We start from the raw sequence: 26,459 nt of genomic DNA, 5'->3' as shown, positions 1-26,459 counted from the left end.
TTCGCCTACGATGCGCGGATGGATGCCGAGTGGTTCGTCGACGCCACGGCGCAGTGCGCCGTGGGTCGGCAGGCGCGCGAGGTCGCGTGGGAGCGGACACCGCTGGGCCCGCCCGACGAGTGGCCCGAGGCGCTGCGCCACGCCGTCCGCCTGTGCTTCTCGACGCGCTTCCCCGTCATGCTCGTCTGGGGGCCGGACCTCACGCTGATCTACAACGACGGCTACGAGGAGATGCTCGGCACGGCCAAGCACGCGGGCGCGCTGGGCGCCCCGGCGGCGGTGGTGTGGGCGGAGATCTGGGACGAGGTCGGGCCGCTGTTCGACGAGGTCCTGCGCACCGGGCGTGCGTCGTCGGACCGGGACCTGCACCTCGTGATGAACCGCTCCGGCTACGACGAGGAGACGTTCTTCACCTTCTCCTACAGCCCGCTGCGGGACGACGACGGCCGTATCGCGGGCGTGCTCGACATCTCGACGGAGACGACCCTGGCGGTCGTCAACCAACGCCGCCTCGCGATGCTCGGGGAGCTCCAGGGCGCGCTCCCGACGACGTTCACCGACCTGGCGACGTTCGGCCGCCCCGTGCTCGACGTCCTCGCCGGGAGCCCCGACGTCGCGCGCGCCGCGTTCTACGACGTGCGCGGCGCGCGCCCCCGCGTGGTCGGGTCGGTCGGCCCGGAGGCGGAGCCGGCGGAGACCCGCCTCGTCGAGCGCGTGTTCCGGACCCGCCAGCGCATCGTCTCGCAGGGTCTCGTCGTCAAGCCGCTGCGCGACGCGGTGCGCGGCGGCGTGGCCGGGATCCTCGTGCTCCGGGCGAGCCCCCTGCGCCCCTGGGACCGCGACTACGCGCGGTACCTCGCCGGCCTGGCCGCGACGGTCGGGGCCGCGCTGCGCGACGCCGTCCGCCTGCGCACCACGATGGACGCGCTGCGGCTGCGGGTCGAGCGCTCGGAGGAGCAGACGGCGCAGATGCGCGAGGTCGCGCTCGCGCTCCAGCAGGCGGTGCTCACCGAGCCGCCCGACCCCGACCACCTCCAGGTCGCGGTGCACTACCAGCCCGCCGCGCTCGACCGCGACATCGGCGGCGACTGGTACGACGGGTTCGTGACGCCCGACGGCGCGACGACCCTCGTGGTGGGCGACGTCGTCGGCCACGACCTCGCGGCGGCGGTGATGATGGGGCAGCTGCGCGGGCTGGTGCGGGCGATCGGCTACGACAGCGGGGAGTCGCCGGCGCGCGTCCTCGAGCGCGTGGACACGGCGGTGCAGGGGCTCGCGCTGGGGAGCGGCGCGATCGCGACGCTGGTCCTCGCGCGCATCGAGCAGAGCCCGGAGCAGCGTCGCCGCGGGGCCCGGACGGTGCGGTGGTCGAGCGCGGGGCACCTGCCGCCCATGCTCGTGCGCGCGGACGGCCGCGTCGACACGCTCACGCGGCGCAACGACCTGCCGCTCGGGCTCTCCCAGGGCACCGTGCGGACCGAGCACACGGTCGAGCTCTACCCGGACGACACGCTCGTGCTGTACACCGACGGGCTCGTGGAGCGTCGCGGCCACAACCTGCGCGACGACCTGGCCGACCTCGCCCGCGCGCTGGAGGGCACGCACCGCGGGCCCATCGAGGAGGTCGTCGAGGCGGCGCTCACGCGGATGCTGCCGGGGCCGGGCGAGGACGACGTCGCGCTCGTCGTGCTCCGGACCGGCCCGGAGGACGCCCCGGTGTCCGGGACGGCCGAGATGCCGGGCGAGACGTCCGCCGAGCTGCCCTCCGAGCGCGGCGCGCCCGTGGCCTGACCGGCGCGACGACGCGGGTTCCCGGGGTGGTGCGCCGGGGTGCTGCGGTCGCACGGGGGTACGACGAGGGGTCGTCCCCCGCCCGTGACGGGCGGGGGACGACCCCGAGCCGGCGCCGCTCGGCGGCGCCGGTCGGCCGTCAGCCGCAGGTGGTCGCGGCGTACGGCGCGACGACCTCCGTGCTGACCTGCTCGCCGTCGACCGTCGCCGTGGCGGTGACGGTCGCCTCGCCCGCCTCGGCGGACGGGGCGCGCACCGCGAACGACTGGTACGCGTTCGCCCCCGGGGCCACGGCGGTGACCGCCTTGGTCCCGAACGGCGTGGCGAGCGTGACGTCCACGGGGACGTCCTCGCCGTTCGTCGCGCGCACGGCCACGTAGGCCTTGCCCGCGAGGCAGCGGGACTCGGCCGTGACGGTCACGTCGAGCGTCGGCTCCTCGCCGTCGTCGCCGGCGTAGACCTGGGCGACCTCGGCGTCGGACAGCGCGCGGTCGAAGACGCGCACGTCGTCGATCGTGCCCGGCCAGTAGTCGACCGGGTTGCCGCTCCACTGCCCGCGCCCGATCGTCAGCGGACCGGACGGCGTGGTGCCGCCGCACACGTCGGACTGGCCGACGAGCTCGCCGTTGACGTAGAGCTTGAGCTTCTGGTCGGCCGCGTCGCGGACGCCCACGACGTGGTACCAGTCGCCCAGCACGGGCTGCACGACGTACTCCGCGCGCGGCTCGCCGTCGTAGGAGAAGGCCCACCGGCCGCCCCCGCCGTACTGGAGGTAGAACGCGCTCGAGCCCGTGACCGAGTCCTGGCCGACGATCGTCGACCACGCGCCACCGGGCGTCTTGTCGAGCTGGACCCACGCGGACACCGTGTACGAGCCGGTCGTGTCGACCACGGGACCCTCGGTCGCGAACGACTGGTTCGTGCCGTCGAGCCTGATCGCGGACCCGCTGTCGCCGTGACCGGCGACCCACGTGCCCGTGCCCGACGCCGCGTGGTCGCCGACGCCGTCGGCCGCCGTCGTGCCCTGGCCCTCGTCGAACGACCAGCGGCCCGTGCCGGTCAGCCCCGGGGTGCCCGGGTCGACGGGCGCCGAGCCCTGCACCGCCGCCGCGACGACCCGCTCGTTGACGTCCTTGACGCGCGCGGCGTCCATCTTGAGCACGCGGCGGTCGTACGTCCAGAAGCCGTTCAGCTCGTTCTCCACGTCGGAGATCTCCGTGTACACCGAGCCGGACAGGTAGCACTGCGCCGGCCGCACGAGCTTCTCGGTGTTCTGCACGTACGCGTCGGTCAGCGCCTCGCTGTTCGCGACGCCCCCGTACGGGTTGGCGGACACGCCCGGCCACATGTGGCCCGGGACGCTCATCGAGAAGCCGCCGTGCTCGCCGTCGATCGCGGCGCGCGTCGCGTCCGGCTTCGGCAGGGCCGGGCCGGTGTACTGGTGCCAGTCGATGATGTCGCCCGTCTTCGAGTCACCCTTCGACGCGCAGCAGTTGTAGCCCGAGTGCGTGTTGAGGATGCGGCTCGGGTCGTACTCGTCGATCACGTTGCCGATCCGCGCCGTGTCGGCCAGGTTCCACTCGCCCCAGCCCTCGTTGAACGTCACCCAGCCGACGATCGACGGCACCGAGCGGTGCTGGTCGATGATCGTCTTCATCTCCTGCTCCCAGAAGACGCGCGACGCCGGGTCCGTGTCGCCGTTGTTGAACCACCCGCTCGGGATGTCCTGCCAGACCATGAGGCCCAGCGTGTCGGCGTGGTGGTACCAGCGCGCCGGCTCGACCTTGATGTGCTTGCGCACCGTGTTGAAGCCCAGGTCCTTGTGCGCCTGGAGGTCGAACACGTACGCCTCGTCGGACGCGGGCGTGTAGATCCCGTCCGGCCAGTAGCCCTGGTCGAGCGTCGACATGAGGAAGGTCCTCTCGCCGTTCAGCAGGATGCGCTGGACGCCGTCCACCTCGGAGACCTCGATCGAGCGCATGCCCGCGTACGACGCCACGGTGTCGGTCGAGTCCCCGTCGGTGAGCGTGACGTCGACGTCGTAGAGGTACGGGTCGTCGGGCGACCACAGGTGCGCGTCCGGGATCTCGACCGCGAGCAGCTCGTTCGCGGCGCCGGTCGCGGTCCCGACCTCGGTGCCGTCCGCGTCCCGCACGACGGCGGTGACCTCGGCGGCGTCGGACGCGGCGGCCGACTGCGCGGTCACCGCGAGGACGCCGGCCTCGACGTCGGGCGTCGTGACGACGGCGTCGATCGCCGCCGCCGGGACGGGCTCCATCCACACCGTCTGCCAGATGCCCGACGTCGGGGTGTAGAAGATGCCGCCCGGGTTGAGCGTCTGCTTGCCGACGGCCTGGTTGCTGCCGTCCGTCGTGTCGACGACCCGCACGACGAGCTCCTGCTCCGCGCCCGCGACGAGCGCGTCGGTGACGTCGAACGAGAACGCGTCGTAGCCGCCGCGGTGCGTGCCGACCTCCTGGCCGTTCACGTACGCCGTCGCGACGTAGTCGACCGCGCCGAAGTTCAGGCGCAGGCGGTTGTCGCTCCCGACCGCCCAGTCCTGCGGCACCTCGAACGTGCGGCGGTAGAACATGTCGTCCTCGCGCCGCTCGATGCCCGACAGCGCGGACTCGACCGCGTACGGGACGACGATCTCCTCGTCGAGGTCGCGGCCGCTCGGCACGGCGTCGTCGGACTCCGCCGCCTCGAACTGCCACACGCCGTTGAGGTTCTGCCACGCGTCGCGCGTGAGCTGGGGGCGCGGGTACTCCGGCAGCGGGTTCGTCGGGTCGAAGTCGTCGGCCCACGGGGTCTGGATCCGGAACTCGGAGCCGTTGGTGACCGGCAGGTTGAGCGGACCGACCTTCTCGCCGCCGACCGTCAGGTCGCCCTCGCCGTCGTAGACGAGGCGCGCGGTCGACGCGCGGTCGACGGGCTCGGCGAGCGTGATGCCCAGGACGTCGCCCTGCGCCGCGACCTGCGCCACGGGCCACGCGAGCTGGTCCACCTGCACCTTGAGGTGGTCGACGAGGCTCTCGTCGACGCCGCCCGCGGCGCCCTCGAACGTCACGTTGAGGCTCGTGCCGTCGCTCTCGAGCGCGGCCTGCGCGGGGAAGACGACGAAGTCGTCGGGGTACGTGAAGGCGTCGGTCGGCACGATCTCACGTTGCTGCGAAGGGCTCTGCCACCGCAACCGGAGGTGCGACCCGCCGGTGTTCTGGAACATCTCCATGCGGAACGCGTACTCCTGGCCCGCCTGGAGCTGCACCGGCGCGGACGTCTGCTCGACGTCCCAGTCGTCGACCCAGTGGTCGATGACGAGCGTGTCGTCGATCCACAGCCGGAACCCGTTGTCGCCGATCGCGGAGAACGTGTACGCCTCGCTGTAGTCGGGCGTGATCTGCCCCGTCCAGCGCGCGGACGTGCGCTCGCCGCGGCCGGTGAGCTCGGCGAACGTCGGGACCAGGTTGGGGAACTCGATCCGCTGGTCGGGGATCGTGGCCTTGAGGTCGGTGAGCGGCCACCCGGGTCCGCCGGACAGGAAGTACTCGCCCTTGAGCCCGTTGTCGAGGGCGAGGTCCTGGGCCGCGACGTCCTGCGTGGCCTCGTCGGTCGGGGCCGACGGCGTCGCGGTCGCCCCCGCCGCCGTCGCCACGGCCAGGGGCACCGTGAGCGCGGCGGCCAGTGCCGCCGCCAGGATCCTCGCCGGTCTGCCCCGTGGGGGTGCTACCGCTGTCATGGACTGCATCCGTGCTTCCTCCTCGTCGAGTGAATCCAGGGACTGCACGACGCGGCGGCGAACCGGGCACCGATGCTCCGGCGGTCGCCCTCCTTGGCGCACCGCACAACGTCTCCCCAGAATCAAACAACTTCCACCAGAAAAAGACAACAGGGCACAGCACAGAACAACCGATCGGGCGTCACGAGGCGTCAGTGCTCGCACGCAAGAGCCCTCGGCCAGGGGCCGAGGGCTGCGGAGGGATCAGCGGTGGATGAGCGACGTCCAGTCGGGCGGCACGCGGTCGGCGGGGCCCGGCGACCCCTGCTCGGGCGGCCGGGACAGCGGCGCGGCGAGGTGCGGACCCTCGAGCACCTGCTCGGTCTCGAAGTCCCAGTACCACTCCTCGCCCGGCTCGAACGAGCGCATGACCCGGTGGCCGGTCTGGTCGTAGTGCGCCGTCGCGTGCTGCGCGGGCGACGTGTCGCAGCACCCCACGTGCCCGCACGTCGCGCACCGGCGCAGGTGCACCCACCAGCCGCCGGCCTCGTCGCACTCGGCGCACCCGGTGCCGCTCGGCGGCACCTCGACGCGCACGGCCGTCGCGAGCGCGGCCGCGAGCGCAGGGTCGTCGAGACCCTCGCCGTTGACGTTCGGGGCGCGGTCCGTCGTCACCGGGCCCCCGCCCCGGCGGCCCGGACGACCGGCGCCCACGCCTCGGGGTCGAGAGCGGGTGCGGGCTCTGCCGCAGCCCAGGCGCGGCAGTCGTCGATCGTCGCGGAGAGCAGCGCGCGCAGGCGCTCGTCCGGGTCGCTCACGCACGCCTCGGCGATGCCCTGCACGGCCGCCGAGATGATGCTCGGTGCGGCGTCGCGCACGAACCGCGTGGGCCGCAGGCGCGCGCCCTCGCAGAACCGCTGCGCCCACCGAGCGGTGCGCGGGCAGCTCGCGAGCGCGTCGGCCGACTCGGCGCTCAGCGTGCCCGCGGGGCGGTCGTCGAGGACGTCGAGCATCTTCTCGGCGCCGATGATCGCCACCGCGAGGGTCTGCTGCCGGTCCGCCGGGGCGATCGGCAGCGCCGTCACGGCGGCGCGCAGCGCGATGCGCACGTCCCAGTGCGGGTCGTCGCTCGTCAACCCGATGACGGACGGGATGAGCGGCGCGAGCTTCGGGCGCTCCGGGTCGACCGTGAGGTCGTTCACGGCGCGCGCGAGCATCGCGAGCAGCGGGTGCGTGCACCGTGGATGGTCGCTCCAGCGCTCTCCCGCGAGATACGACGCGAGCTCCATGAAGCACGCACCCTTCTTCGGGTTGCGGTGCTTGCCACGGCCCAGCATCGGCAGCATGTCGTAGGTGTCGGTCACGAGGTCACCCCCACAGCGGGTCCGGTCCTGCGTCCAGTCTGCGCCGGGGTCCTCCTGTTGGCAACGGGAGGAGTGACGCGGGTCACGTTCGTCGCTCGGTCCGGCCGTCCTCCTCCCGCGTGCGCCTGCCGGACCTCCGTCAGGGCAGTCAGAGCGCGTGCAGCTCCGGGACACGCCACGTGCCGTCGAGGACTTCCGCGCGAGGGCGGTAGAGGCGGACGAGGAAGTTCCACCGCTCCGGGACCGGGATCGTGTTCGGCGCGTCTCCCACCTCGGTGCGCGGGGCGAATCGCACGGTGACCCCGCCGTCCGGGTCGGGCACGGCCGTGACGCTGTAGACGCCCTCGGGGTTCGGCTCGAAGAAGCCCTTCTCGTCGTAGACCGAGACCGACCAGAACGCGTCGACCGGGACGTCGCGCAGCGTGAGCGCGTACCGGCCGGGCGGCACGCCCGGGTCGACACCGACGTACGAGGCCTCCGTCGTGGGCAGCCCGCCCCAGCCCGCCGCGGTCCCCACCAGGTGCCGCACCGGGTCGACCTGCTCCCGGGTGCCGAACATGCCGTCGAACCTGCGCAGGCCCGCGGCGAGCGCGAGCAGCGCGTCCCGGGTCGCGTCCATGCTCACCGCGTCGTAGTCGGGCGACACGAACGGATCCGCCGAGCCGGCACGCAGCACGACGCCGTCCTGCACCGCGGCGACGGCCTCGAGGTCGGCCGGGTCGGCGGGGTCCACGAGCGTGCGGACCGCCACGACGGCGTAGCGCGTGCCCACGCCCGTCGCGTCGAGACGATGCTCGCCCGGGGCGTGCAGGACGTCCGCCACGAAGTGGTCGTTGTCGACGACCATCGCTGACAGGTAACGGTCCCCGGCGTCGGGCAGAGTCAGTGCGGCACCGGCGGACAGGTCCACGACGGCGAAGCTGTAGAGCGTGTCCCGGTTCAGACGCACGACCGTCTGCCGGTCCACGGGCGCAGGCTCCCGGTTGTGGAAGAACTGGTTGACCCCGCCCGCGTCCCGCTGCAGCGCGGCGAACATCCTGTCGGTCTCGGCGCGCACGAAGTTGTCGGCGTCGACGTGCTCGGTCATCGCTGTCCTCCCTGGTCTGTCCGCCCCGGCGGACCACGCTGGTTCGCCCACCCAAGCACCTGTCCCCCCGACGAGCGAGCGCAGCGTGGGGCCCCCGGCGTCGGCCGCCTCGGGACCGGTGCCTTAGGCGCCGGGGACCACCTCAGACCTCTCGACACCCGGATCCTCGTGCGCCTAAGGCACCCCCGGACGAACGGTGCGCGGTCGACCGATGCGACGGCCCGGTGCTCAGGACGACTGTGAGTGTCGGACAGGCAGGGAGCCTGGGAGACGGGGACGACCATGAGCACGCACATCGATCCGACGTTCGACGCGGACCTGGAGTACCGCGCGGAGCGTCTGCGGGCGGACCTGCGGCACAACGAGCCCGCGCTGCTGCACTGGTGGCGCGGCCGTCGTCGTCGCCACGACCACCCGGCGCGGTGACCGCGCCGCCCGACGCCGCCGACGAGGCACCTCTCGCCGGCGGCGTCGTCGTGTCCGGCGAGGAGTCCCGACCGGCCGGGGGCGGCCAATCGGCTGGTCACGTGTCGGTGCCCGCTGCGAGGATGGGGACCGTGCCCCGACCCTCCACGCGCGCGCCCTTCGTGGCCCGCGCGGCCGAGCTCGACGTGCTCGCCGCGGCGGTCGAGCGCGCGCGCCGCGGCGAGCCGGGCGTGGTGCTCGTCGGTGCGGACGCGGGGGTGGGCAAGACACGCCTCCTGACGCGCGCGGCGGAGCTCGCCGCCGGGACGGGCGCGACGGTGGTGTGGAGCCACTGCGTCGACCTCGGCGAGGTCGGCCTCCCCTACCTCCCCTTCTCCGAGGCGCTCACGACCCTGCGCGCCCAGCACCCCGCCGTCGACGAGACGGTCGCGGCCCGTCCCGCGCTCGCACGCCTGCTCGACGCCGGCACCCCGGCCGACGACGAGCAGAGCCAGGGCGAGCGCCTCCAGCTCTTCGAGAGCGTCGCCGCCGCGATCGCGGCGTCCGGGACGCCCGAGGCGCCGCTCGTGCTCGTCGTCGAGGACCTGCACTGGGCGGACCCGTCGAGCCGCGACGTCCTGCGCTTCGTCGTCGCACGCCTGCGCGCGGAGCACGTCCTCGTCGTCGCGAGCTACCGCGCGGACGACCTGCACCGCCGCCACCCCCTGCGCCCGGTGCTCGCGGAGCTGCTGCGCCACCCGCGCGTCGAGCACGTGCAGCTCTCGCCCTTCACCGAGCGCGAGCTGCGGGAGTTCACGACGGCGCTCGCCGGCAGCCCGCTGCCGCCCGCGGCGTTCGAGTCCGTGCGCACGCGCTCCGAGGGGAACGCCTACTTCGCGGAGGAGCTCGTCGAGTCGGGCCTGGGCGACGAGCTGCCGTGGTCGCTCGCGGACGTGCTGCGCGCCCGTCTGGAGGGGCTCGACCCGGCCGTCCAGCACCTCGTGCGCGTCGCGTCGGTCTCGGGACGTCAGGTGAGCGAGCCGCTCCTGCGGGCCGCGCTGGCGCGGGACACCGACGCGGGCGAGCCCGCGGACCGCTCGTCCGGGCGTCCGTTCGACGCCGCGCTGCGCGAGGCCATCGCGCACCACGTGCTCGCGGTCGAGGGCGACGGCGCGCGCGACACGGTCGTGTTCCGGCACGCGCTGCTCGCCGAGGCGGTCGCGTCCGACCTGCTCCCGGGCGAGCGCGTCGGCGTGCACCGCGCGTACCTCGCGGCGCTCGACGACGACCCGGCGCTCGGCTCCCCCGCCCTGCGGGCCCACCACGCGCTCGCCGCGCACGACCTCCCGGCCGCGCTCACCGCGTCGCGCGCCGCGGCGCGCAAGGCGGCGCGCGTGCTCGCGCCCGCGGAGGAGCTCCGGCACCTCGAGCAGGTGCTCGCGCTGTGGCAGGCCGTGCCCGACGCCGCGACCCTCCTCGGCGAAGACCGCGTCACCGTCGCGCTCGCCGCCGCCGGGGCCGCGAGCCGCGCGGGCGAGCCGGACCGCGCCGTCGCGCTCGCACGACGCGTCGTCGAGGGCACCGCCGACGACCCGATGCGGCAGGCGTCGCTGCGGCACGTGCTGTCCCGGTACCTGCTCGGCACGGAGGAGGTCGAGGAGACCCTCGCGCACACCGAGGCGGCGCTCGCCGTCCTGCCCGTCGAGCCGCCGTCGCTCGACCGCGCGTGGACGCTGGCCATGCGGGCGCGCGCCGCGATGAACGCCGACCTCGACGAGCTCGCCGCCGAGGTCGCGGCGGAGGCGATCGACGTCGCGCACCGCCTCGACGCGCCCGACGTGGAGGCCGACGTGCTGACCACGATGGCGATCCTCGAGGTCGCGGACGACGACCGCGCCGCGGTGCTGCTGGCCCAGGCCCGCGAGCGCGCGGTCGAGGCGGGCGACATCCTCACCGAGCTGCGCTGCTGGTACAACATCGCCGCGAACCGCTACTACGCGGGCCGCATCGACGAGGCCCTCCAGGTCACGGAGGACGGCCTCGACCGCGCGCGGGCGACCGGCCTCGGGTGGAGCGCGTACGGCGTCGAGCTGCGCCTGTTCCGCGACCTCGTCCGGTACGTGCTCGGCGACCTCACCCCCACGGACACCGCGGGCGAGACCATGCCCGAGGGCTCCGCGCCGCAGCTCTCGTGCGTCCAGCTCTACGCCGCCGTCGCGCGCGGCGACGCGGACGCGATCGCGCGGGGCACGGCGCTGCGGCGCGACTGGTTCCGGGACGGGCAGATCGCGCTCATCTCGGGCGGGTGCTCGATCGACGCCCTCACGTGGGCCGGGCGACGCGACGAGGCGGTGGCGCTCGCCGTCGAGCTCGTCGACCACCTGGGCCGCACGTGGAGCGACTACTTCCTGGGCCGCATCTGGATCTCCGCCCTCGCGCTCGCCGCCCTCGCCGACGCCGCGGACGCCGCCCGCCTCCAGGGCGCGGCCGGGGCCGCCACGGTCCGCGAGCTCGTCGCCCGCGGGGCCGAGCTGCTCGACGCCGCCCGCACGACCGCCGAGCGCGGCCGCCCCCGCGGGGGGCGGCTCGGGCCGGAGGGCCGCGCGTGGCTCGCGCGCGCGGCGGCGGAGCACTCCCGCCTCACCGGCACGGACGACCCCGCGCTGTGGGAGGAGACGACGCGCCTCTTCGACTACGGCTACCGGTACGAGGTCGCGCGGTCCCGGTTCCGGTGGGCCCAGGCCCTGCTCGGGGCGGGCGACCGCAACGCCGCCGAGATCGAGGCGGCGCAGGCGCTCGAGGAGGCCGAGGCCATGGGCGCGGCGCCGCTCGCCGAGGCGGTCCGCGCGCTCGGGCGGCGCGGTCGCCTGGACCTGCCCGGCGTCCGCCGGTCCACGACGGCCGTCCTCACCGAGCGCGAGGAGGAGGTCCTGCTGCTCGTCGCGCAGGGCCTGACCAACCGGCAGATCGGCGAGCGCCTGTTCATCTCCGGGAAGACCGTGAGCGTGCACGTCTCGAACGTCCTCGCCAAGCTCGGGGCGTCGGGGCGCGCCGAGGCCGTCTCGCTCGCGCACCAGCGCGGCCTGCTCGAGGTCTGACGCGTGGGCCCGTCACCCGGGGCGCTCGTGCTCGTGCGGCACGGGCAGAGCACGTTCAACGCGGGCGACCGCTTCACCGGGCTGCTCGACGTGCCGCTCTCCGACGTCGGGGTCGCCGAGGCACGCCGCGCGGCGCGGCTCCTCGCGGACGCCGTCGCGCGCGAGCCCGCGCTCGCCCCGCGGCGCGTCGTGACCTCGCCGCTCGTGCGCGCGTCCGCGACGGCCGCCGTCGTGGCCGAGGCCCTGCCCGGGCCCCCGCCGCTCGCGGTCGAGTGGCGGCTCGTCGAGCGGCACTACGGCGCGTTCACCGACAAGCTGCGCGACGTCGTCCGCCGCGACTACGGCGAGGCCGCCTACTGGCGCTACCGCCGGTCGTACCTGCACCGGCCGCCGCCGCTCGCCGACGACGACCCGGCTCGCGCCCTCGTCGACGACACGCTCCTGCGCCTGCCCGACGCCGCGCGCGCCACCCTGCGGCCGGACGCCGAGTCCCTCGCGGACGTCGTCGAGCGCCTGCGCCCCTTCTGGGCCGCCACCCGCGCGCGGCTCCTGCACGGCGAGGCGGTGCTCGTCGTCGGGCACGGCAACTCGCTGCGCGCCCTGTCCGTGCTCGTCGACGACCTCACGCCCGAGGAGGTCCAGGACCTCGACGTGCCCACCGGGCACCCGCTGGTCCACCGCTTCACGGCCGCGCCCGACGCCGCGCTCGTCCCCGAGGTCCGCGGCGGCACCTACCTCGACGCGCAGGGCGCCGAGCACGCCGTCACGGACCTCCGGGCCCGCGGGGGCACCTGACGGGTCCACGTCCACCGCGGCGCACCGGCCGGGAGCGTGCCCGCGCCCGCGCGCCGATCACGGTCCCGCCGCGCGCTCGGCGGCCTGCTCCGCGGAGCGCGCCGACGAGACCAGAGACACGTCGAGGTGGCACTGTCGCCAGGCGTCCCCGTCCACGCCACCCGGGTCGATGTCCCAGTGGCTCGGCAGCACGTCCGGCTCGGCCTCCCGCGCGGCGAGACAGGCGCGGAGCGCGGTCTCTGGCTCGTCCCGAGGCCCGGGCACGAGCGGGAGGAGGCGGTCGAGGACCGACCGGTCGAGGACGGAGGGCGGCGTCTCGACAGGCGCGACCTCCCGTGTCCGCGGGTCGTACGAGGACCGGCAGCCCGGGTCCCGGTCCGGGTCGCTCAGCGGCTCGCCGCAGGTCACCAGCGTGTAGTTGTTGCCGTCCGAGTACGTCGTGGAGGACAGGACGCCGCGGACGTCCGTCACCCGTCCCGCCTCCGGCCCGAGGAGCGCGGCGTTGAGGAACAACCCGCCCGCCCAGGCGTCGGGGAGCCGGAACGTCGGGCCGGTGCCGCCCGGTGCCTCCCCGGCCACGGCTACCCACGTCTGATGGCGGTCGCGCTCCCACGACGGGTCCGACCCGGCCGAGGTGCTGGACGACTGCACGCTCAGCACGAGCCCGTCCTCCCCGCCGGCGCGCTGGAGCAGCACCAGGTGCTCGAAGCCGTCGTGCACGAGGGTCCCTGCGTCGTCGCCCCGGCGCAGGGCGGCGAGGTCGTCGTCGTCGCCCGCGAGAACACGCAGGCCGCGCGGGTTCTCGCTGGCCGCCGGTACCGGGTCGTACTCGACGAGGAACCGCTCGCCGTCGCGCCACGCGCCGAGGCCGAGGTCGAGGACGTACGTGCCGTCGTCGCGCAGGTACGTCGCGGGCTCGGCGACGGCGACGACGCCGGGCGCGACGTCGACCGTGGTCGGCTCGGCGACGAGCACCTCGTAGCCCGGGGAGCCGGTGACGACCTCGCGCGCGAGCTCGCGCACGCCGCCGGGGCCGCCCGCCGTGACGACGCCCGTCCCGACGAGCCCCAGCGCGACGACGCCCGCGACCCCCGCGAGGGACCGACGCCGCTGCGCACCGCGCCGGCTCGACCGCAGGACCACGTCGAGGTCGAGCGTGGAGGGCGGGACGGCGTCGTCGGCCGTGCGTCGCAGCCGCGCGAGGAAGTCGTCGTCGGGCGGGGCGGGGGTCGAACCGGTCTCGCGGCTCATCGGGCGGTCCTTCCGCTGGTCGTCGGGGCGCTCTCGTCGAGGGCGCCGAGGAGGGTGCGGAGCCGGGCGAGGCCGCGCGACGCCGTCGACTTCACGGTGCCGACGGGCATGCCGAGCTCGGCCGCGACCTCGTTCTCGCTGAGGTCGAGCAGGTGGCGCAGCACGACGACCCGCCGCTGCCGGACCGGGAGCGCGAGCAGCGCGCGCACGACGGCGTCCCGGTCGTCGACCGGGGCCGTGCCCGCTCCGCCGTCGCGCGCCACCGGACGGGCCGCTCGCTCGGCGGACGAGAGCTCGTCCGGCCCGGCGAGCACCTCGCGCCGGGTGCGGCGCCACGTGTCGATCCGCAGGTTCGCCAGGACGCGGCGCGCGTAGGCGAGCGGGTCGCGCTGCGCCGCGCGCGACCACGCGCGGTAGGTGCGCTCCAGGGCGTGCTGCGTGAGCTCCTCCGCGCGGTGCCGGTCCCCGCACAGGAGGTACGCCATGCGGTGCAGCGGGTCGCGGGCCTCACGCATGAACGCGGTGAACTCCTCGTCGCGCGTGCGGCGGGCGACCACGTCGACCTCGAGCAGCACCTCGGGCGGCCACCCGTCGTCAGGCCCGCGCTCCTCGTCCTCCCGCACCCCGTCCCCCTGCTCGAGCACGAGCTCGTACCGCCTCGGGCGGTCCCGCGCGCTCACCGTGCCGCCCCGCTCGGGGAGCGGCCGCCGTCGTGTCGTCGTCTCACGAGCGGAACACGCAGCACCCGCACGCGACGTTCCCTTCTGTCCGATTTCACCCCCGACGCCGCGCCGGGTGGGGCGGGTTGCGCTGTTTGACCAGGCTCGTCCCGGTGATACTGGACCATGACCGACGCCCAGGCGATCCACGAGCTCGTCCAGGCGGGGCTCGCCGAGCCGGCGTCGGACGAGTCGTTCGACCGCTTCGCGCGGCTCGTGCACCGGCAGCTCGGGGTGTCGTCGGCGCTCGTCACGCTGGTCCTCGACGACGAGGCGGTGCTGCCCGGCGCGCACGGTCTGCCCGAGCCGTACCAGTCGGCGCGCCGGACCCCGCGTAACCACACGTTCTGCCAGTTCGTGGCGAACGAGGCGCGCCCGCTCGTGGTCGAGGACGCGCGCACCGTCCCGCACCTGGCCACGCTGCGGGCCGTCGACGACATCGGCGTGGTCGCCTACGCGGGCTTCCCGATCTTCGACCCGCAGGGCCGTGCGGTCGGGTCGCTGTGCGCGTTCGACCCGCGCCCCCGCACCTGGTCGGACGACGAGCTGGCGACGCTCGCGGACCTGGCGTCCGCGTGCACGTCCGAGCTCCGGCTGCGCCTGGCGCGGGCCCGCGCGAGGCGCATGCAGCGTGTCGCGCTCGCGGCGAACAAGCGGTCGCGCCTGCTCCTGGAGCTGTCCGAGTCGTTCGCCGCCGCGACGTCCGTCCGCGACGTCGCCGAGCGGCTGGCCGCCGTCGGGGCGGCCATCGGCGCGCGCTACGCCGGGCTCGCGCTGCTCGACGGCGGCGGAACCCGCCTCGAGTTCACGACGCTGGACCACCTGGAGCCGGGGGTCCCGGCGTCGTTCCGCCGCATGCGCGTGGACGCGGACCGCGCCGCGTCGACCGCGGCACGGACGCGCGAGCCCTTGTTCTTCCGTGACCACGTGCAGTACGGCGAGCGGTTCCCCGAGGCCGCGTCGCTCATCGCGCCCGACACGGTCGAGGCGCGCTCGTTCGTGCCCGTCCTCGCGGACGACCGCCTCCTGGGCGTCGTGGCGCTCGCGTGGGACACGGTCCGCGAGTTCGACGACGACGCCGTAAAGACGGAGACGACGATCGCCTCGTACGTCGCGCACGCGGTCGAGCGCGTCCGGCTGCTCGAGGAGCGCCACCGCGTCGCGGCGACCCTCCAGGCCGCGATGCTCACCGAGCTGCCGCCGGTGCGGGGTGCGGAGCTCGCGGCGACGTACGCGTCCGCGACCCGCACGGACCAGGTCGGCGGCGACTGGTACGACGCGGTGGTGCTCGACGACGACGCGTGCGTGCTCATGATCGGCGACGTCACCGGGCACGACATGCGTGCCGCAGCGCAGATGGGACAGCTCCGGTCGATGCTGCGGACGTTCGCCTGGTGCCAGGACGAGCCGCCCGCCGTGCTGCTGCGGCTGCTCGACCGGGCGAACCGCGGGCTCGCGCTGCACTCCAGCGCGACGGCCGTCGTCGTGCGGCTCGACCGCACCCCGCAGGGGTTCGACCTCACGTGGTCGAACGCCGGGCACCCCCCACCGCTCGTGCTGCGCGCCGACGGGACGGTCGACCCGCTCGAGTCCGCGCCCGACCTCATGCTGGGGGTGCTGCCGAGCACGTCGCGGCACGACCACCGCACGCGCCTCGCGCCGGGCGACACGCTGCTCCTCTACACCGACGGCCTCGTCGAGCGCCGCGGCACGTCCTTCGCCAAGCGCCTCGCCGGCCTGCGGGCCGTCCTCGGCGAGCACGCGGGCACCGCGACGTCGGCCCTCCCGGACGCGCTCGTCCGCCGCCTGGTCGCCGACCAGCGGGACGACGTCGCGGTCCTCGCCCTGCGCGTGCGGCACACGGTCTCGCGGGCACCGGCGCCCGGGCGCCCGTCCGTGCTGACGCGGCCGGTCGAGCACACGTCGGCGGCGATCGGCCCCGCGCGGCGGTGGGTCGACGACGTGCTCGAGAGCTGCGACGTGTCGCCCGCGGTGCGCCGCGTCGCGATGCTCCTGACGAGCGAGATCCTCACGAACGCGGTGCAGCACGGCACGACGCCGGTCCGGGCGGAGCTCGAGGTCGGGCACCGGGTGGTGCGGGTCGGCGTCGAGGACGGGTCGACGGCGCTGCCGAGGCTGCGCTCGCCGCGGCCGGAGGAGACGGGCGGCCGGGGCGTGCAGTTCCTCGAGCGGTGCGCGTCGCGCTGGGGCGTCGACCTCCACGACGACGCGGCCGACGGCGGCGCGGCCGACGGCCACGCGGCCAAGACCGTGTGGTTCGAGCTCGACCTCGACGACTGAGCCGGACGGTCGTCCGGTGCCCCTGTGCGGTGTCGGAGGGCGGCGGTAGCGTGTGTGAGGTGGGCCACTCCCCCCGGGCACCGCGCGCGATCCCGTGACCCCTCGTGCACGTCGAGACGACCGAGTCCTGAGAGGCAGCACCATGACCGACCTCGCCACCCCTGCGACCCTGCGCGGCGACGCCACCGCGACCGCCACTGGCACCGCCCCTACGCCCGCCCCCGCCCCGCTGCCCGACCGCGAGCACCTGGACGCCGTCCTCGACGGCCACCGGCGCGAGCTCACGGGCTACTGCTACCGCATGCTCGGGTCGTCGTTCGAGGCCGACGACGCCGTGCAGGAGACGTTCCTGCGCGCGTGGCGGTCCTACGACCGCTTCGAGGGCCGCTCGGCCCTGCGCTCGTGGCTCTACCGCATCGCGACGAACGTGTGCTTCGACGCGCTCGGCGCGCGCAAGCGGCGCGAGCGCCCGATGGGCCTGGGCGGCCCGCAGGCCCCGGAGCTGGAGAACCTGGGCCAGGTGCTGCCGGAGGAGACGTGGGTCGAGCCCGTCCCCGACGACCGGGTGCTGCCGCACGACGGCGACCCGGCGCAGGTGGCGGTGGGGCGCGAGAGCATCCGCCTCGCGTTCGTCGCGGCCCTCCAGTTCCTGCCGCCGCGGCAGCGCGCGGTGCTGCTGCTGCGCGAGGTGCTGCGCTGGCAGGCGAGCGAGGTCGCGGAGCTCCTCGACACGACGGTGGCGTCGGTGAACAGCGCGCTGCAGCGCGCCCGCGCCACGCTCGCGGCGCGCGCGCACTGGGACAGCTCAGGGCTGGGCGACGAGACGGGATCCGCCGCGCCGGTCGCGGCGAACGCGGGCCTCGGCGACGAGGAGAAGCTCCTGCTCGAGCGCTACCTCGACGCGTTCGAGCGCTACGACATGGACGCGCTGGTCGCGATCCTGCACGAGGACGCGACGCTGTCGATGCCGCCGTACCCGCTGTGGATGCGCGGCCAGGCGGACATCGTCGCGTGGATGACGGGCCCGGGTCACGAGTGCGAGGGCTCGCGCATGGTCCCGGTCGCGGTCAACGGCACGTTCGGGTTCGGCCAGTACCGCCGCGCGGCGGGCGGCGGTCACGAGCCGTGGGCGCTCCAGGTCGTCGAGACGGAGGGCGGCCGCGTCACGGCCATCAACGCGTTCCTCGACACGGCCTCGTGGTTTCCGCTGTTCGGGCTCCCGGAGCGCCTGGACGACTGAGGTGCCGCGGGTCAGCCGAATGTCTCGAGGAGCGTGCTCCGCTCGGCGTCGGTGAGGTTCGTCGCGACGAGCGTGCCGTGGACCCCGTGGAACCGCTCGCCGACGCGGTCGAGGTCGCCGTCCTCGGTGACGACGAACAGCGCCGACGTCCCGGGCGTCACGCCCTCGCGGATGCGGTCGAGCTGGTCCTTGTCGATCCCCACGGCCTCCATCGCCTTCGTCGACGCGCCGATCGCCGCCCCGGCCGCGGCACCGAGCACGGGTACCAGGAACAGCGACCCGAGCAGCAGGCCCCAGAAGGCGCCCCAACCCGTGCCGCGCCACTCGTCCTGGTGGCCGTGGCGCGTCGTCGGCTTGGCCGCGCCCTCCGGCCACGACACGACGGCGGTGTCGACGATCTTGACGGCGTGCTCGGACGCCGAGTCGTGCAGGATCCGGGACGCCGCGTCCGCGCCCTCGGGGGAGTCGAACTTCCAGACGGTGAAGGTGGCCATCGTTCTCTCCGTTCTCTCAGCCGATCGGTCGCCGGCCCGCGCCCCGCACGTTCAGCGTGCGGCGCGCTCGGCCTCGTCGCCGTGCACGACGAGCGCCCACAGGACGAAGACGTCGAGCACGATGGTGACGAGCGACCACCACGGCGTGACCTGCAGGGTCGTGAACTGTGCGATCGCGTTGATGACGACGAGCACGATCGCGACCATGCGCGCCCAGCCCTTGCCGGACAGCAGCGCGAAGCCGGTGAGGACGAGCAGCACCCCGATGACGAGGTGGATCCAGCCCCACGTCGACACGTCGAGGACGACGATGCCCGCGTCGGAGACGCCGACGAGGCTGTTCGGGGAGAACACGGCGACCAGGCCGCTGATGGCGTTGAAGAAGCCGATCGTGACGAGCACGATGCCGGCGAACCAGACCCAGCCGACCCATGCCGTCACCTGTGACGAGCGTGCCATGCCATCCTCCTGAGAACCGTGGAGCCTCGACCGGACGAGCGTGCGGATCGATCGTGGCACCGGCCGCACGGTTCGGCATCCGGAAGGTCGGCGCGTCCCGGGACCGCTGCCCGGCCGCCCCGCTAGGTTCGTGGCCATGACGACGCCGCCCTCCACCGACGACCCGTGGTCGGGCGTCCCGGACGCCGGCACACGCCCCGTCCAGCACGACTCGCGACGCCCGCCGCGCTGGGTGCCGCGCGCGCTCGCGATGGCCGTCGTCGCGGTGTTCGTCGGCGTCTTCGCCTGGTACGCCCTCGGCCAGCTGAAGGCGCTGGGCGTCAACATCCTCATCGCGTTCTTCGTCGCGCTCGCGCTCGAGCCGATCGTCGTGTGGCTCGTGCGGCACGGTTGGCGCCGGGGCGCGGCCGCCGCCGTGGCGCTCCTGGGGTCGCTCGTCGGGATCCTCGTCGTGCTCGCCCTGTTCGGGAACCTGTTCGTCCAGCAGCTCGGGCAGCTCGTCCAGTCGATCCCCGCCCTGTACGCGAGCGTCCAGGACTTCGTCGCGGACCGCTTCGACGTCGTCATCCCGGACTCCGACGACCTCCTCAAGCAGGTCATCAACGACTTCGGCGACGACGTCGCGTCCGGCGCGATCGTCGTGACGACCACGATCGTCGGCGGCGTCTTCGCGAGCCTGACGATCCTCCTCGTCACCTACTACCTCCTCGCGGCGGGACCGCGGTTCCGGGCGGCCGTGTGCCGCTGGCTCACGCCGAACCGGCAGGAGGAGGTGCTGCGCCTCTGGGAGATCACCCAGGTCAAGGTGTCGGACTTCATCAACTCGCGCATCGTGCTCGCCGCGCTGTCGAGCGTCTTCACGTTCGTCTTCCTGCTGATCCTCCAGACGCCCTACGCCCTGCCGCTCGCGGTGTTCACGGGCGTCGTCTCGCAGTTCGTCCCCACGATCGGCACGTACATCGGCGGCGCGCTGCCCGTCGCCGTCGCGCTCACGTCGCAGGGGCTGCCGCAGGCCCTGGGCGTGCTCGCGTTCATCATCGGGTACCAGCAACTCGAGAACCTGTACTTCTCGCCCAAGGTCTCCGCCCGGGCGCTGGAGATGAACCCGGCGGTGAGCTTCGTCGTCGTGCTCGCGTTCGGTGCGGTGTTCGGCGCGCTGGGCGCGTTCCTCGCCCTGCCCATCGCCGCGACGATCCAGGCTGTCGGGAACACCTACCTCCAGCGGCACGAGCTCATCGAGTCGCACATGCTCCACGACCCGGACGCCGAGGGCCACGGCCCGGGCCGGGGCAAGGGGGACGGCAAGGGCGACGGGAAGACCAAGGACGACGACGGGCGCACCGCCCGCCGCCGACGCCGCAACCGCGAGGCGAACCTCGAGGCCGAGCGCACGGTCGACGAGCGGCGCGCCGAGGGCATCGACTAGCGGCCGGCGTCGCACCGGACCGATGGCGGTCCGAGCGGCGAACCGGACGGCGGGCGAGGTGCCCGACGGCGTCACGCACCGCCGTCGGGCACCTCACCCGTGCGGCCTCGCCGCGGGTCCTGGACCGCTCAGGCGTTCTCGTCGAAGGCCGCGCGGAGCTTGGCCTCCTCGTCGGCGGAGAGGTTCGTCTGGATGAGCTCGCCGTGAATGCCCTCGGCCTGGAGCGCCTCGTGCACGCGGTCGACGACGGCGCCCGACGTGAGGACGAACAGCGCGGACGTGCCCGGCGTGACCTTGCTGCGCACGGAGTCGATGAAGTCGTCGTCGATGCCGACGTCCGTGAGCGCGCCGGCGATGGCGCCGGACGCCGCACCGATCGCGGCGCCCAGGAGCGGGACGAAGAACAGGAGCCCGAACAGCAGGCCCCAGAACGTGCCGCCGAGCGCGCCGATCGCCGTCGTGTTGTTCCCCTGGCGCGTCTTCGGCTTCTTCTTGCCCTCCTCCCAGGACACGGTGGCCGCGTCCTGGACCTGGATGAGCTCCTGCTTCTGGAGGGCGAGGAGCGCGTCCTCGGCGCGCTGGGCGCCCTCGGGGGTGTCGAACTTCCACACGGTGAGCGTTGCCACGTCAGACCTCGTTCCGGATCGTTCGTTCGGCGGGGGCGCGCCGTCGCGCCCCGTGACGCGTCGAACGTATCCCCGCCTCCCGGGTCGCGCGCGGCGAGCGTCGGGGAGCCGCGCAGCGGCGCGGTGGGGGTGCCGCGGCTCCGGATGCGGTGCGACCACCCCCGTGGTTCTCTTCCCGTGTGTCCGACGCGCCGGCTACCGGGACGACGTCGGGTCGCCTCCTGCGCTCCGTGGTGCCGGCCCTCGTCGTCGGGATCGTCAGCGCCCTGACGCTCCTCGCGCTCTCCGAGCTCGCGACGTGGATCCAGCACCTCGTGTGGGACCGGCTGCCGGAGGCGTGGGGGGTCGCGAGCACGCGGACGTGGTGGACCGTCCTCGTGCTCACCGTCACCGGGCTGCTCGTGGGCGCCACGGTCCGGTGGGCACCGGGGCACGCGGGCGTCGACCCCGCGACGACCGAGCTGGTCTCCGAGCCGCTCCCCCTGCGCGCCCTGCCCGGCCTCGCGCTCGCCCTCGTCCTCGGCCTCGCCGGCGGCGTGAGCCTCGGGCCCGAGAACCCGATCATCGCCCTCAACGTCGCGCTCGCCGCGTGGTTCCTCTGCCGCCCCCGGTTCGGCGTCCCCGTCCCGGGCGCCGTGGCGCTCGCGATGGCCGGGACCATCGGCGCGATGTTCGCCACCCCGGTCGCCGCCGCGCTCGTCCTCACGGAGAGCTTCGCGGAGCGCGGCGGACAGAGCGGCCCCCTGTTCGACCGGCTGTTCGCGCCCCTGGCCGCAGCCGGTGCGGGGGCCGTGACCATGACCGCGGTCGGGGCCCCGACGTTCTCCGTCGACCTGCCCGACTACCCCGGACCGGCCCTCGGCGACGTCGCGAGCAGCGTGCTGATCGGCGCCGTCGCGGCCCTCGTGACGGCGCTCGCCGTGGCCGCCCTGCCCGTCGTGCACACGCTCTTCCACCGCCTCCGCAGCCCGGTGCTGGCGCTCGGCGCGGGCGGTCTCGTCCTCGGTCTCCTCGGCGTCCTCGGCGGGCCGCTCACGCTGTTCAAGGGCCTCGACGAGATGAAGGAGCTCGCGCAGCAGGCCGACACGTACGCCTGGTCCACGATCCTGCTCATGGCGGTCGTCAAGGTCGCGGCGCTCGTCGTCGCGGCGGCGGCCGGGTTCCGCGGCGGCCGCATCTTCCCGGCGGTGTTCATCGGCGTCGCCCTGGGCCTCTCGGCGTCGTCCCTCGTCCCCGCCGCGCCTCCCGCCATCGCCGTCTCCGCCGCCGTCCTCGGCGCCGTCCTCGTCGTGGCGCGCGACGGCTGGCTCGCCCTCTTCATGGCGGCCGTGACGGTCGGCGACGTCCACCTGCTCCCGGTGCTCTGCGTGGCCGTCCTCCCGCTGTGGCTCGTCGCCCGCTCGATGCGCCCCCTGCGCGTGGACGTCCCCCCGGGCACCCCGGAGTTCCCCGTGCTCGCCGCGGTGGCCGACCTGACGACGACCGGGGACGGCGACCGCAGGGCGCGGTGAGCGCCGTCGGCGTCGTCAGCCGCGCGCCGTCGCCTCGCGGATGCGCTTGTCCTCCTGGCGGCGGTCCCACCAGCGGGTGAGGACGAGCCACCCGAGGAGCCAGCCGCCGAGCGCGCTGATCAGCCAGACGACGACCGTCACCCCGATCCACGTGGAGGCCCCGGAGATCTCCAGGCCGTCGCCCACGAGCGTCGCGATCCACAGCGCGAGGAACGTCGACACGAGGCCGATGCCGCCGAGCACCGCGGACGCGTACTTGCGCGCGACGTTGAACACGAAGGGCGCGAGCACCCCCTGGGCCACCGCGAACACGAGGACGGCGACCGTGAACCCGGAGGCGTGCACCGTGACGCCGTCGAAGACGTTCGCGGCGACGAGGAGGCCCACGGCGGCGAGGACCACGTTGATCGCGAAGCTCAGCAGGAACCGGATCATGCCGCAACCGTCCCGCCGCGCGGGAGGTTCCGCAACCGCTGGTGCGGCGCGGGAGCCTCGGCCCCGTGCGACCTGCCCGGGAGGTCGGGACACCTGCCCCTGGGGACCGGGACGCCGCCCGGCCGACGCTGCGGAGGCCGTCGCACCGCGTGACGGGCCCCGGCCGCGGGAGGCGGCCTCGAACGGAAGGTCGTCCCATGCAGGACAGCTCGCTCACCACGCCGTCGGTGGTCGCCGACGGCACGCCCCGCCGCACCCGCGGCACGACGCCCCGCGCGTGGGCCTGGACCGGGGTCGTCGCCGGCGTCCTCGGCCTCGTCTCGATCCAGTCCTCGATGGCGCTCGGCATCAACTGGGAGGAGACCGCGGGCGACGCGGAGGCGATCGTCGCCGACCTCTCCGGCCGCACGGGCACGCAGGTCGTGTTCCACACCGCGACGATCGCGTGCGCGCTGCTCGTGCTCGTCTTCGCCGCCGGGCTCAAGCGGCGGCTCGACGGGCAGGCGCCCGCCGGGTCGATCCTCCCGACGGTCGCGGGCTGGGGCCTCGTGCTCGTCTCCGTCGCCGGGCTGCTCGGCTCGGGGCTCGACACGCAGTTCCTGTTCGGCCTCGGCGACACGGCGCTCATCGTCCCGGAGTCGGGCGCGTTCTACAGCGACTGGGTCGCGACGATCCCGTGGCTGTGGGTCGGGGCGGGCGTCGCGGGCGTCGCGCTCGGCGTCGCGGCGCTGCGGCACGCGGCCGCGCCGCGCTGGCTCGGCGTCGTCGGGTTCGTGCTCGGCGGGCTCGCTCTCCTCACGGGCGTGTCGCCGCTGCAGTACATGGCGGGGTTCATCGGCCCGATCTGGCTCCTCGTCACCGCGCTCGGCTTCGCCCTCGGGGACCGGCGCTGAGCGCGACGCGCGAGATCGGCGACGCGCGTCGAGATCGGCGGGTCCGGTCGGGATCGGCGGTCTGGACCGCCGATCCCGCACAGGACCGCCGATCTCGCCGTCGTCCGCGGCCGGGTGATCTCCCGCCCGGGCCCTTCTCGCCGCGCGTGCCGCGGCCCTACCGTGGGCCCGTGGCCGAGCCCGGGCCCGGCCGCGCCGGGATGCCCCGCACGGGCTGGACGATCGGCGTCCTCGCCTGGGTGCTCGGCGTGTCCGCGCTCGCGCTCCAGCTCACGTCCGGCGTGCCGCTCCTGCTGGGCGACCTCCTGTTCGTCGTCGTGGACGCGACGGTCGCGCTCGTCTACGGCACGGTCGCGGCGGTGATCCTCGTGCGGCGGCCGCACGTCGTCGGGTGGCTCGTGGCCCTCGCCGCGATCGGCGGCGGGGTCGCGGCCCTGGGCGGCGGGTGGCGCAGCTACGCGTCGACCCACCCCGGCCTGCCCCCGCTCACGCCGCTCGCGGACGCCTACGGGTGGGCGTGGGTGCCGGGCACGGTCGGGCTCTTCGTCCTCGTGCCGTGGTTCGTACGCGGCGGGCGGCTCGGCGCGGGCGCGTGGTGCGGGGTCGCGGGCGGCGTCGCGTCCATCGCCGCCTTCTTCCTCGCTCCCTCCGACGACCCGCGCCCCGCGATCGTCGGCGTCGTCGTCATGGGGCTCGTCACCGCGGGCACGACGGCGTGGCGCCGGTTCCGCGGGCCGGCGGAGGAGCGCCGCGGGCTGGGCCTCCTCGCCCTGGGGACCGCCCTCATGGCGCTGTCGTTCCTCCCGCTGCTCGGCACGTGGGCCGACCCGGACGTGCTCCTCGCGCTCCCCCTCACGCATCTCGCGTGCCAGGCGCTGTTCCCCGCCGCGATCCTCGTGTGCGTGCTGCGCAACCGGCTGTGGGGCATCGACCTCGTGCTGTCGCGCGCGACCGTCGCCGCGATGCTCGCGGTCGGTCTCGCCGTCGTCTACGCGGTGGTGGTCGTGCTCGCGACGACCGTCGTCGACGGCCCCGCCGCGCAGGTCGTCGCGGCGGTCGGGGTCGCGCTCGCGGTGCAGCCCTTGCACACGTGGCTGCGGCACCGCGTGCGCACGCTCGTCTACGGGGAGGGGAACGACCCGGGCCGGGCGGCGCTGAGCGTCGGCCGCCACCTGTCGTCCGCGTCGACGGCCGACGACCTCGTCGTCAGCCTGGCCGTCGGCGTGCGCGAGGCGCTGCGCCTGGAGAGCGTGACGATCGAGCGGTCCGCGCCCGGCCCGACGGCGTCCGGCAGCCCCGCGGGCCCGGCACCCTGGGCGGGCCCGGACGGCCATCCGGTGGGGGACGCCGTCACGCTCCCCGTGGAGCACGGCGGCCGGGTGCTCGGCCGGGTCCACGTCGTCGCGCGGGCCGGCGAGCGGCTCGACGCCCGGACGCGCGACGCGCTCGAGCAGCTCCTGCCCGTGCTCGGCGCCGGTCTCGCGCTCGCCCGCGGCGCGCACGAGCTCGAGGAGGCGCGCGACGCCACGACCCGCGCGCGCCTCGCCGAGCGGCGCGTGATCCGCCGGGAGCTGCACGACGGCGTCGGGCCGTGGCTCGTGGGCCTGCGCCTCGGGCTCCAGGGCGCGCGGAACACGCTGCGGACCGATCCCGAGGCCGCGGCCGCGGTGCTGGACGCCCTGGGGGTCGAGGTGGCGCAGCGCGTCGAGGACGTGCGGGCGCTGTCCCGCAGCCTCCTGCCGCCGTCGCTCGACGAGCACGGTCTGGAGGTCGCGCTCGGCGAGCTCGCGGGGCGGCAGGCGCTCGGCGGGTTCGTCGTGGACGTGCGCTGCGACCCGTGCGGGGCCCTCGACCCGCGCGTCGCCGCGGCCGCGTACGCGATCGCGAGCGAGAGCGTCGTCAACGCCGCCCGGCACTCCGGGGCGCAGGAGTGCCGCCTGACGGTCCGGCTCGGGGACGGCGCGCTCGTCGTCACGTGCGAGGACGACGGCCGGGGCGTCGCGCCGGACGCGGTGGCCGGCGTCGGCTCCCGGTCGCTGCGCGAGCGGGCCGACGAGCTCGGCGGCCGGCTCGAGGTCGCCGCGGTGCGGCCCGACGGCGAGCGCCCGGGCACCCTCGTGCGCGCCACGCTCCCGCTGGTCCCGGCCGGGGCGCTCGCGCGCGGGGCGGCGTCGTGATCCGGGTCGCGGTCGTCGACGACCACCCGGTGTTCCGGCTCGGCATGGCCGCGCTGCTGGACTCGTTCGACGGCGTGCGCGTCGTCGGGAGCGCGGCGTCGGCGGCCGAGGCGCGGGCGCTGCTCGGTCTCGGCCCCGGCGGGGCCACGGGCGCCGAGGCGCGGGCCGACGTCGTGCTCCTGGACCTCGACCTCGGCGACGGGTCGGGCGTGGACGTGACGCGCGACCTCGTGCGCGCGGACCCGGCCGCGCGCGTGCTGGTCGTGACGATGCACGAGGACGAGGACGCCGTCGTCGCGGCCGTGCGCGCAGGGGCGCGCGGGTTCCTCGTGAAGTCCGCGAGCCCCGCGGAGGTCGAGCGCGCCGTCCGCGCCGTCGCCGACGGCGCGATGATCCTCTCCCCGTCCGTCGCCGACCGGGCGATGGCGTACGTCGTGGGCGGGCGCTCCGCCGTGCGCGCCCCGTTCCCCCAGCTCACCGACCGCGAGCGCGAGGTGCTCGACCTCGTCGCGGCCGGGCTCGACAACGCGTCGATCTCCCGGCGGCTCGTGCTCAGTCCCAAGACCGTGCGCAACCACGTCGCGAACGTCCTCGCCAAGCTCGCCGTCCGGGACCGCGCCGCCGCGATCGTGCGGGCACGCGAGGAGGGGCTGGGCGGCGGCTGACGCT

The 26,459-nt window shown here is 75.1% G+C and carries 21 protein-coding genes; 11 read left to right on the top strand and 10 right to left on the bottom strand.

What is annotated here, in order from left to right; translation table 11 throughout:
• Nucleotides 1-18 precede the first annotated feature (18 nt).
• The gene (locus HKK73_RS01035; RefSeq protein ID WP_051027646.1) at nucleotides 19-1,791 is read left to right on the top strand and encodes a SpoIIE family protein phosphatase; all 1,773 of its coding nucleotides are present in this window, start codon (nucleotides 19-21) and stop codon (nucleotides 1,789-1,791) included.
• Between the two features lie 139 nt (nucleotides 1,792-1,930).
• Here HKK73_RS01035 and HKK73_RS01030 read toward each other — a convergent pair whose 3' ends face one another.
• The 4 genes from HKK73_RS01030 to HKK73_RS01015 form a co-directional block, all read right to left on the bottom strand.
• A complete protein-coding gene (locus HKK73_RS01030; RefSeq protein ID WP_216608031.1) occupies nucleotides 1,931-5,446 on the bottom strand; it encodes a LamG-like jellyroll fold domain-containing protein in 3,516 nt (1,171 codons plus the stop codon).
• 327 nt (nucleotides 5,447-5,773) lie between these two features.
• Complete coding sequence (locus tag HKK73_RS01025) at nucleotides 5,774-6,106, bottom strand: UBP-type zinc finger domain-containing protein (RefSeq protein ID WP_085388573.1); 333 nt, start codon at nucleotides 6,104-6,106, stop codon at nucleotides 5,774-5,776.
• 74 nt (nucleotides 6,107-6,180) lie between these two features.
• Nucleotides 6,181-6,873, bottom strand: coding sequence for a hypothetical protein (locus HKK73_RS01020; protein WP_240696626.1), 693 nt, complete (start codon nucleotides 6,871-6,873; stop codon nucleotides 6,181-6,183).
• A 148-nt stretch (nucleotides 6,874-7,021) separates the two neighbouring features.
• On the bottom strand, nucleotides 7,022-7,960 hold the full coding sequence (locus HKK73_RS01015) for a DUF1254 domain-containing protein (RefSeq protein WP_171467233.1): 939 nt from the start codon (nucleotides 7,958-7,960) through the stop codon (nucleotides 7,022-7,024).
• Between the two features lie 282 nt (nucleotides 7,961-8,242).
• Between HKK73_RS01015 and HKK73_RS01010 the strand changes: the two genes are divergently transcribed.
• The 3 genes from HKK73_RS01010 (at nucleotide 8,243) to HKK73_RS01000 (ending at nucleotide 12,258) form a co-directional block, all read left to right on the top strand.
• A complete protein-coding gene (locus HKK73_RS01010) occupies nucleotides 8,243-8,386 on the top strand; it encodes a hypothetical protein (RefSeq protein WP_157446530.1) in 144 nt (47 codons plus the stop codon).
• A gap of 131 nt (nucleotides 8,387-8,517) precedes the next feature.
• Entirely contained in the window at nucleotides 8,518-11,463 is a 2,946-nt protein-coding gene (locus HKK73_RS19335; protein ID WP_277394946.1) for a helix-turn-helix transcriptional regulator, read from the top strand.
• 3 nt (nucleotides 11,464-11,466) lie between these two features.
• On the top strand, nucleotides 11,467-12,258 hold the full coding sequence (locus HKK73_RS01000; RefSeq protein WP_171467232.1) for a 2,3-bisphosphoglycerate-dependent phosphoglycerate mutase: 792 nt from the start codon (nucleotides 11,467-11,469) through the stop codon (nucleotides 12,256-12,258).
• Between the two features lie 57 nt (nucleotides 12,259-12,315).
• Here the strand turns inward: HKK73_RS01000 and HKK73_RS00995 are convergent, their stop codons facing one another.
• Nucleotides 12,316-13,509: a hypothetical protein gene (locus HKK73_RS00995; RefSeq protein WP_137279962.1), complete on the bottom strand. Its 1,194-nt coding sequence runs from the start codon at nucleotides 13,507-13,509 to the stop codon at nucleotides 12,316-12,318.
• Entirely contained in the window at nucleotides 13,506-14,189 is a 684-nt protein-coding gene (locus HKK73_RS00990) for a SigE family RNA polymerase sigma factor (protein WP_253705733.1), read from the bottom strand. The genes HKK73_RS00995 and HKK73_RS00990 overlap by 4 nt, the downstream gene beginning before the upstream one ends.
• Before the next feature lie 165 nt (nucleotides 14,190-14,354).
• Here HKK73_RS00990 and HKK73_RS00985 point away from each other — a divergent pair, with 165 nt between their 5' ends.
• Nucleotides 14,355-16,529, top strand: coding sequence for a SpoIIE family protein phosphatase (locus tag HKK73_RS00985; RefSeq protein WP_171467231.1), 2,175 nt, complete (start codon nucleotides 14,355-14,357; stop codon nucleotides 16,527-16,529).
• Between the two features lie 142 nt (nucleotides 16,530-16,671).
• Complete coding sequence (locus tag HKK73_RS00980; RefSeq protein WP_108048230.1) at nucleotides 16,672-17,769, top strand: sigma-70 family RNA polymerase sigma factor; 1,098 nt, start codon at nucleotides 16,672-16,674, stop codon at nucleotides 17,767-17,769.
• An 11-nt stretch (nucleotides 17,770-17,780) separates the two neighbouring features.
• Here HKK73_RS00980 and HKK73_RS00975 read toward each other — a convergent pair whose 3' ends face one another.
• Both HKK73_RS00975 and HKK73_RS00970 read right to left on the bottom strand, forming a co-directional pair.
• Nucleotides 17,781-18,263, bottom strand: a complete 483-nt coding sequence (locus HKK73_RS00975; protein ID WP_034655964.1) for a DUF1269 domain-containing protein — start codon at nucleotides 18,261-18,263, stop codon at nucleotides 17,781-17,783.
• Nucleotides 18,264-18,314: 51 nt separating this feature from the next.
• A complete protein-coding gene (locus tag HKK73_RS00970) occupies nucleotides 18,315-18,722 on the bottom strand; it encodes a hypothetical protein (RefSeq protein ID WP_051028277.1) in 408 nt (135 codons plus the stop codon).
• Nucleotides 18,723-18,858: 136 nt separating this feature from the next.
• On the opposite strand from HKK73_RS00970, the gene HKK73_RS00965 reads away from it, so the two are divergent.
• Entirely contained in the window at nucleotides 18,859-20,148 is a 1,290-nt protein-coding gene (locus tag HKK73_RS00965; RefSeq protein ID WP_253705730.1) for an AI-2E family transporter, read from the top strand.
• Nucleotides 20,149-20,276: 128 nt separating this feature from the next.
• On the opposite strand, the gene HKK73_RS00960 is transcribed toward HKK73_RS00965, so the two are convergent.
• Nucleotides 20,277-20,774 (bottom strand): DUF1269 domain-containing protein, encoded by a 498-nt coding sequence (locus HKK73_RS00960; protein ID WP_061268380.1) that lies wholly within the window; start codon nucleotides 20,772-20,774, stop codon nucleotides 20,277-20,279.
• 179 nt (nucleotides 20,775-20,953) lie between these two features.
• Between HKK73_RS00960 and HKK73_RS00955 the strand changes: the two genes are divergently transcribed.
• Nucleotides 20,954-22,285 carry an ion channel protein gene (locus HKK73_RS00955; protein ID WP_216608030.1) on the top strand — a complete coding sequence of 444 codons (1,332 nt, stop codon included), beginning with the start codon at nucleotides 20,954-20,956 and terminating at the stop codon, nucleotides 22,283-22,285.
• A gap of 15 nt (nucleotides 22,286-22,300) precedes the next feature.
• On the opposite strand, the gene HKK73_RS00950 is transcribed toward HKK73_RS00955, so the two are convergent.
• Nucleotides 22,301-22,720 (bottom strand): phage holin family protein, encoded by a 420-nt coding sequence (locus HKK73_RS00950; RefSeq protein WP_021483470.1) that lies wholly within the window; start codon nucleotides 22,718-22,720, stop codon nucleotides 22,301-22,303.
• 197 nt (nucleotides 22,721-22,917) lie between these two features.
• Between HKK73_RS00950 and HKK73_RS00945 the strand changes: the two genes are divergently transcribed.
• The 3 genes from HKK73_RS00945 to HKK73_RS00935 all read left to right on the top strand — a co-directional run bounded on the left by HKK73_RS00945 (nucleotide 22,918) and on the right by HKK73_RS00935 (nucleotide 26,455).
• Entirely contained in the window at nucleotides 22,918-23,613 is a 696-nt protein-coding gene (locus tag HKK73_RS00945) for a hypothetical protein (protein ID WP_043656286.1), read from the top strand.
• Between the two features lie 170 nt (nucleotides 23,614-23,783).
• Nucleotides 23,784-25,790, top strand: a complete 2,007-nt coding sequence (locus HKK73_RS00940; protein ID WP_171467230.1) for a histidine kinase — start codon at nucleotides 23,784-23,786, stop codon at nucleotides 25,788-25,790.
• Nucleotides 25,787-26,455 carry a response regulator transcription factor gene (locus tag HKK73_RS00935; protein WP_034655973.1) on the top strand — a complete coding sequence of 223 codons (669 nt, stop codon included), beginning with the start codon at nucleotides 25,787-25,789 and terminating at the stop codon, nucleotides 26,453-26,455. The genes HKK73_RS00940 and HKK73_RS00935 overlap by 4 nt, the downstream gene beginning before the upstream one ends.
• The last annotated feature ends 4 nt before the right edge of the window (nucleotides 26,456-26,459 follow it).

This window comes from Cellulosimicrobium sp. 72-3 (assembly GCF_013127315.1).
Classification (GTDB): Bacteria; Actinomycetota; Actinomycetes; order Actinomycetales; family Cellulomonadaceae; genus Cellulosimicrobium; species Cellulosimicrobium funkei.
This window is presented reverse-complemented; position numbering and strand designations above follow the sequence as displayed.